The 7251-nt window shown below is 69.5% G+C and carries 3 protein-coding genes and 1 pseudogene; all 4 read left to right on the forward strand.

Annotated elements, in window-relative coordinates:
- The first annotated feature begins 165 nt into the window (after positions 1-165).
- Positions 166-822 carry a LuxR C-terminal-related transcriptional regulator gene (locus ACIBJF_RS51030; protein ID WP_399184730.1) on the forward strand — a complete coding sequence of 219 codons (657 nt, stop codon included), beginning with the start codon at positions 166-168 and terminating at the stop codon, positions 820-822.
- 10 nt (positions 823-832) lie between these two features.
- Positions 833-1272, forward strand: a pseudogene (locus tag ACIBJF_RS51035) (alpha-hydroxy-acid oxidizing protein); the annotation flags it as partial.
- Positions 1273-1633: 361 nt separating this feature from the next.
- Positions 1634-5818, forward strand: coding sequence for a S8 family serine peptidase (locus tag ACIBJF_RS51040; RefSeq protein ID WP_399184731.1), 4185 nt, complete (start codon positions 1634-1636; stop codon positions 5816-5818).
- A gap of 203 nt (positions 5819-6021) precedes the next feature.
- Positions 6022-7017: a helix-turn-helix domain-containing protein gene (locus tag ACIBJF_RS51045; RefSeq protein ID WP_399184732.1), complete on the forward strand. Its 996-nt coding sequence runs from the start codon at positions 6022-6024 to the stop codon at positions 7015-7017.
- The last annotated feature ends 234 nt before the right edge of the window (positions 7018-7251 follow it).

The raw sequence follows: 7251 nt of genomic DNA on the forward strand, positions 1-7251 counted from the left end.
TGGTCCTAGAAAAACCCCATCATCGCAGGTCACAAGGCACTTCTGCGTTCCCCGAGAAACCGTCCACAGACATCAAGCCGGTGGATCCGAGCTGAGTCGGTGATCCGATGGAAAACGTACGCACGTCATTGATCGCGCAAGGCGCCACAGGAGGCGACTGAATCCGTGACCATCGCATCGGATGAATGGGCGGACCTCCGACAGGAGCTGGCGGTCTGGCGGAATCGGTTTCTGCGGTTGCTCGACCGGTCGCCGGCACCCACGGCGATAAGCCGGACCGACGGCTCGCTGGTGATCACCAATCCCGCGTTCTCCGCCCTGTGGGGCTTGACCCCCGGGCAGGTACGTGATCGCAATCTGCTCGATCTGCTGGTGTCCACGGACGAGGAGTCATTGCTCAAGCTCTCGGAGGGGCTTCGGCACGGACGTCGCTTCCGTTATCCGATTCGTGTCGAGTGGAACGCCCAAGGCGTGACCAGAGCCGGGCAACTCACCGTGGCACCCGTCAGCGACGAAGTTCTCACTCGGACGCTGCTGATGGCGTTCCTGCACCCCGACCCGATGGCACACGGCACAGACCCAAACCCCGCGCAGGCCTTGTCACCGAAAGAAGCGCGCATCCTGGAGTTGGTTGCGTCCGGAGCCACCTCCGCACTGATCGCACGGTCGGTCGCTCTCACGGTGGACGGCGTGAATTACCATCTGGCCCGATTGTGCCGCATGCTCAAGGTGCCGAACAGGACCGCGCTGGTCGCCAAGGCGTATGTCCTCGGGCTTCTGCACCCCACCTCCTGGCCCCCCGACTCGCAGGAAGGCCGGTGAAGTCGGGCGAGAGGCCGCGGTCGCCGAGTGGGTGCGGATCTTCGGCGATCCGCTCACCTGGGACGACCTGCCCTGGCTGCGCTCGATCACCGACCTGCCGCTGATCCTCAAGGGCATGTGCCACCGCGACGACGCCCGCCGCGCCAAGGACGCCGACGTGGACGGCATCTACTGCTCCAACCACGGCGGCCGACAGGCCAACGGCGGACTGCCCGCCCTGGACGCCCTACCTGCCATCGTCGAGGCCGCCGACGGCCTGCCTGCTCTATTCGACTCCGGGGGGTCCATACGGGAGCCGACGTCATCAAGGCCATCGCCCTGGGCGCCACAGCCGTGGGCGTCGGCCGTCCCTACGCTTACGGCCTGGCCCTGGACGGTACCGACGGCATCGTCCACGTCCTGCACTCCCTGCTCGCCGAAGCCGACCTCGTCATGGCCGTCGACGGCTAGCCCACCCTCGCCGGCCTTGCGCCCGACACCCTGCGCCGCATCCGCCGACCCGAGACGGATCCGTACGTGCCCGGCTGGCCCCCCATTTCGCGTGGCACCGCAGCGGCGGATGATGCGGCACTCCGCTCTGACTGCCGTCAGCTTCACGACGCCATGACGACAACACGGATTCAAAGCCGGCAAATACCGTGCGACTTCGCCGTTTCGGTGGCGGCTTCCTGCCGGTTGGCAGAAGTCCGCCACCCTGCTCGTCTTGTGGCGGCTTTTCCAGGTTGAAAGATTCCCCGCAGCGTGGGCGCTGTTCGGGGGCAGCGCCTTGTCTTTGCTTTCCCCGAGTTCGTTCGCAAGAAGTGGAGCGCCCATGAAACGGCGAAGAAGAGCGATCGCTCGCAACCTCGCCACCATAGCCAGCGCGGCCGTACTGCTCGCCACACCCGTGCAGTACGCGGCGGCCACCGGAGCGCAGACCTCTGCGGTCGATTCCGGCGCGAAAGGGACGTCTTCGAGGGGCGCGTTGCCCGGCACACCCGGGTCCTCGGCGCTCGGTCCGTGGCGCTCGTTCCTGAAGCCCACGCCCGCACAGTCGGCGAAGAACGACCCGCGCCAGGTCCTTGTCGTACTTGGCTCAGCCACAGTGACCGGCAAGTCGCTGGGCAAGCACCGAAATCTGCAGGCCCGTACCCCGCAGACCTCGGACCCCGCGGTCAACACCGCGCTCCACCGGGCCCACGCGGTATCCATGAGACCCCTGGTGCCGGGTCTCACAGCGGCCCAGGCCCGGCAGTTGCACTCAGCCGCCAAGGCGAAGCTTGGCTCCGCGGCGATGGACCTGTCCAAGGTCCAGGTCGTCCAACTGGCCGGCGGCGACGCCTCGGCGGCTGCCCGGGCGCTGGCCGCCACACCCGGTGTCGTCTACGCCGAGCCCGACCGGACCGTCTCCCCCATGAACACCGGCGCCGTGCCACTTCCCTCCTCGGTGGGCGCCACCGCGGGCAAGGCCGGCTCGTCGGCCAGGGAGCAGGACAGCGGTGCGACCGGCTCCGACGGCGACGGTGTGCCCGGCAACGCGGCTCTCGGCACCTCACTGCAGAGCTTCCTCAACGCCGGTGGCGTCGACGCGACAGGCGCCTACAGCCTGCTGAAGCAGAAGTTCGACCAGCTGCCCGGCGCCGGTGAGACCATCACCAACGTCTCGGTGGGCGACCTCACCGATGAGTCGACGCCGCACCTGGGCGCGACCGGGCCGACGACCGTTGTCCAGAACGGCCAGCGGTACCTGGACATCCCCACGATGCCCTTGGTCCCCACCTACACCGCGGACGCGACCGGAGCCCTCGACCCGACCGGCTCGACCCAGGGGCAGGACACCGCGCTGGGTGAGGTGCTGCTGGACTTCTCCGTGATGGCGCCGCTTCCGCACGACCTGCAGCGCCCGGGCATGCAGGGCAGCGGGGACTCCGACCTGCTGGGCATCGCCCCGGGGGCCGCCTACCGGCTCGTCGTCCCGCAGCAGCCGACGTTCAGTCAGATAGCGGTGGCTCTGCTGGCCGCGGCCCGGCAGCAGCCGCGGCCCGATGTGATCACCGCCAGCCTTGGTTACGGCACCGACGCATTCGGATTCCCCGGCCGCTATCTGGAGGACGACCCGGTCACGCAGGCCGTGATCGCGTCGATCGTGCAGCAGTACGGCATCACCGTGGTGGTCTCGTCGAACGACGGCACCAGGATGTACACCAACGCGGCTGTCGGGCCCGACGGCGGCAGCACCGCGACCGACGTGACACGCAAAGCGGATGACGCCACCCGGATCGACGACGACCAGGTGTCGACCACGCCCACCAAGGTGCTGGATTCCGGCGCGATCGCCGCGGGCGGCACCACGAACGACGACACGCTGTCCGTGCCGCCGCAGAACGGCGGAGCCGCGTCGGCCAACGGGACCTGGGCGACCACCAGGCTCAACGGCTCCGAGGTCTTCTCCTCGGGATTCGGCACGCGCGTGGACGTCTCGGCGCCCAGTGACGGCATCCCCGCCTTCGAGCACCAGGGTCAGACCGCACAGTCGGTGAAGGAAGTCCTCAGCGGAGGCACGTCGGCGTCCGCGCCCGAAATCGCGGCCGCCGCCGCGGTCGTGCTGCAGACCTCCCGGCTGACCGGGCAGCACCCGTCGCCCGACGACGTCCGCTCGCTGCTGGAGCGCACCGGCCGGGCCGTGCCCACTCCGCCGCAGATCGACCAGCCGCTGCACGTGGGTCCGCAGCTCGACGTCACAGCCGCGGTGCAGGCGGTCCTGGCCAAGACACGGGGCAGCGATGCCGAGACGGGCACGCCCCGGATCGTCCGGCTCTCGGTGGCGCATCGCCAGACCATCGGCGGGCTCGGTGGCTCGTACCTGGAGGCCACCGACCCCGGACGAATCGACCTGGCCGGACCGGGCACGGGCGCCGGCGCCACCGGTGAGGGCCTGGTGGGGCCGGTGACCATCGGCGCCGACGTGACCGGCCTGCCCGACCAGGAAGGCGTCAGCTACGCGCTGCGCATCGGGAGTCACGAGTTCACGTCCGATGTGCCGGCGATCCGGTTGACGCCCACCCAGATGCTGACCGCGGCCGGACTGCCGGTCGTCTCCACGGCGGACCGTCACATCTCGCTCACCTTCGAGGTGCGCAACGGCCACCAGGTGCTCGCCTCGACCACCCACGAGCTGACCTTCGGACCCACCGACGGAGGCTACGCCGAGGCACTCGCCCCGGTGGTCCAGCCCGTGGTCAAGGCGGGGCACTCCGTGCAGGTCAGCTACGACCTCACCGGAGTGCGGAACGTCAGCTCGCCCCAGCTGGTCGTGTCGGGGGTCGGCCACTGGAACCCCGCGTCGGCGCCCATCTTCTCCGCCTCCTACAGCGCCCCGCTGACGGGACTTCGCGGTACGGTCACCGTCCCGGCCGACACCTTCTCCGCCGGCGGAGGCATCTACGGCATCGGTATCCTCCAGAACCCCACGGGCGGCTCCAGGCGCGGCCCGGTGTACGGCGAGTTCGCCTCGATCCGGGTCGACGGCGGTGACGTCTCGCAACGCCCGGAGGCGCCGACCCTGGCCGCAAAGGCATCCGGGGAGTTCGGTCATCTGCTGGAGATCAACCGGGCCGCCCCGAAGTTCTCGGTGCGGTACGACGTGTCGCGGGTCGAGGGCGCCACCGGCACACTGCTGGAGCTCTCGGCGCCCGGGCCGAACATGTACCACTCGTACAACACGTTCAGCAACCAGAACGGCACCACCCGCGACCACGACGGTGTGAACAGCCCGGCCACGCTCGACCGCACGCTGGAGGGCACGCAGGGCACGGTGGCCCTCGACGCCCTCGCACTCAAGTTGCCCTCATCGACCGACTACGACCTGCGGGTGTTCGCCGTCGACCGGCAAGGCAAGATTGTCGGGCAGGCGTCGCCGACGTCCCTCCTGGCATACGACGACGGAATGGCCCCCGAAGGCACCAACCTGACCGACTTCGCGATCGTCCCCGGCGGCACGTCCGTCGCGGCGGTCGAGAGCCCCACCGGTGAAGGCTCGGTGTACGACTACGACGCCGCCACCGGAACCTACGGGCGCAAGCTGACGAGCGACCCCGCGTACGGCTCCATCTACGAGGTGTTCGGCGTCGACTCCGCCCACCGCACACTGGTCCTGCACAAGCAGACCACCACCGGCGAGCAGTGGCTCGAGACCTACGACACGAGCACCGGCGACGCGATCGGCAGCAGCGTCCGGGTCGATGACCAGTACGTCGTGACGGGCGGACGGGTGGACCCCAAACGCCACCGCGCGGCGGTGCTCGCCTACCGTTCGAGTGACCGGGCGGGCTTCGTCCTGCCCGTGGACACGGCGACCGGCACAATGGGCGACCCCCTCCAGCTCGACCCCACTCCGAACGGGATGACCTCGTACGGCCTGCTGGACGTGGACGAGTCGACCGGCCTCTTCTCCGCGCAGAAGACCGGTTCCACCATCAACTGCGTGGGCTCGATCGGCTCCGGCACGGTAGCGGCGGTCGACCTGGACACCAGGACGGTCACCCAGAGCCAGGCCGGCATCCCTTGCGCCGTGGACCTCGCCGCCGACCAGAAGGGCAACCTCTACGAAACGTGGTACCACTCCTTCAGCGTCAACTTCGCCGGCACCGGATACCTCGGGCAGCTCGGCGGCGGTGACCCGGTGAATGTCGGAACCGCTCAGACGCCCCTCGCGCTCGCCGTCGACGGGGAGCACCACCTGGCGCTGCTCGCCTTCCGGTTCCCGGACCTGAAGCCCATGGGCGGCTTCCAGCAGTACGGCTTCACCGACAACAACGCCACCGGACGCATCGCCGTCGTCGACCTGAGGACAGGCGACACGGTGGGTACGGTGAACGGTGTCGAGTACCCCCAGTTCGGCTCCTACAACGGCCGGCTGGGAAGCCATCGCGAGCGCGTCATCCAGCTCGATCCGGCAACCCGGACAGGCTGGACCTACGCAGGCGACGGCCTCCAGGTCCAGCAGTTCTCCTACTGATCCGATCCGCTTGCTCGACCACCCGGGTGGGGGGGGGGGGCCCCCCCCCCCCCGCCCCCCCCCCCGCGGCCATTCCCACAAGGAGACCCCCCGGACCGGGCCTCCTTCACGACATGGAAGATGTCGACGGAACAGCTGTTGCACAAGAACCAAGGTCGCCTGTCCGCCGGCCGGCGGGCAGGGGACATGAAGGCGGAAAAGGCATGACATTCACCGTGCTTGGACTGACGCAGGGAACCGAGCGCGTCTACGCCGTGCTGGTCCATATGCCCCATGCCACGGCTTCGGAGCTCGCGGGCGCCTGCGAACTGTCCGTTCCCTCCACCACGCGGCAGCTGGCCGATCTGGTCAAGGAGGGCCTCGCGACGCGGGCCACCGGCCGACCGCCCCGGTTCACCGCGGTGGCCCCCGACATCGCTGTCACCGCCCTGATCCGCCGCCGTGAGAAGCAACTCGACGAGGCCCGGTCGCAGATGCACCGGCTGATGGAGGCGCACCGGGAGGCATCCCGGATCAGCAGCCCGGATCTCGCGGTGGAACTCCTCACCGAACGCGCCGACGTCAGCGCCGCGGTACAGCGCATGACCACCCAGGCGCAGCGCGAGATACGGGCCTTCGACCGGCCGCCCTACGTCGACCGGCCCGGCAGCAACCTCGACGAGCAGATCAAGCGGCAGCGCCGGGGCGTCGCCCATCGCGTGATCTACGACCGCGCCGCCGTCGCCTGGCCGGGCCGCCTCGCAGACGACATCCTGCCCAGCGTCCGGGCCGGCGAACAGGCCCGGGTGCGCACCGAGCTGCCCCTCAAACTCGTGATCTGCGACAGCCGGGTCGCGATCATCCCCATCAGTTCGGCGCCGGGTGGTCAGTTGGCGGCGTACCTGGTGAAGAGCTCACCGATGCTGGTGGCCCTGGAGGCGCTCTTCGAGGTGGAGTGGGAGCGGGCGGTGCCCCTGCCCCTGACGAGCCGCACGGCCGCCGCCGAGGCGGGCCTGGAGAGCCGCACCGGCGAACCCGACCAGGAGACCCGGTCACTGGTGTCGCTGCTCGCGGCAGGGCTCACCGACGCCGCGATCGCCCGGGCCCAGGGCTGGAGCGAACGCACCACCCAGCGCCGTATCCACCGCCTGATGAGTCAACTGGGGGTGGACACCCGGTTCCAGGCCGGACTGACCGCCGCCCGCCGCGGCTGGCTGTGACCCCGCGCCGGCGGCGACGCGTCGGTCGAGTTGGCGGACGGCCCGGCTCGGTCGGGACCATGCAAGCGCCGCGGAACCGGGCTCGGCCGGCTGACGATTTCACGCCCTTCCACCAGCTCGGTACGCAAGCCGGATGCCGACAGGCTCACCAACTTCCTTAATCATCCCTGGTGTTGCGCATGTATGGTTGCGTGCATGGAGTTGCTGCGTATATCGACGGCCGCGAAGCGTCTC

It is taken from the genome of Streptomyces sp. NPDC050743, assembly GCF_044456925.1.
Classification (GTDB): domain Bacteria; phylum Actinomycetota; class Actinomycetes; order Streptomycetales; family Streptomycetaceae; genus Streptomyces.

What these genes read in the sequence shown, in the direction of transcription:
- ACIBJF_RS51045 (WP_399184732.1), top strand. Translation starts at nt 6,022, where the DNA reads ATGACATTCACCGTGCTTGGACTGACGCAGGGAACCGAGCGCGTCTAC.
- ACIBJF_RS51040 (WP_399184731.1), top strand. Translation starts at nt 1,634, where the DNA reads ATGAAACGGCGAAGAAGAGCGATCGCTCGCAACCTCGCCACCATAGCC.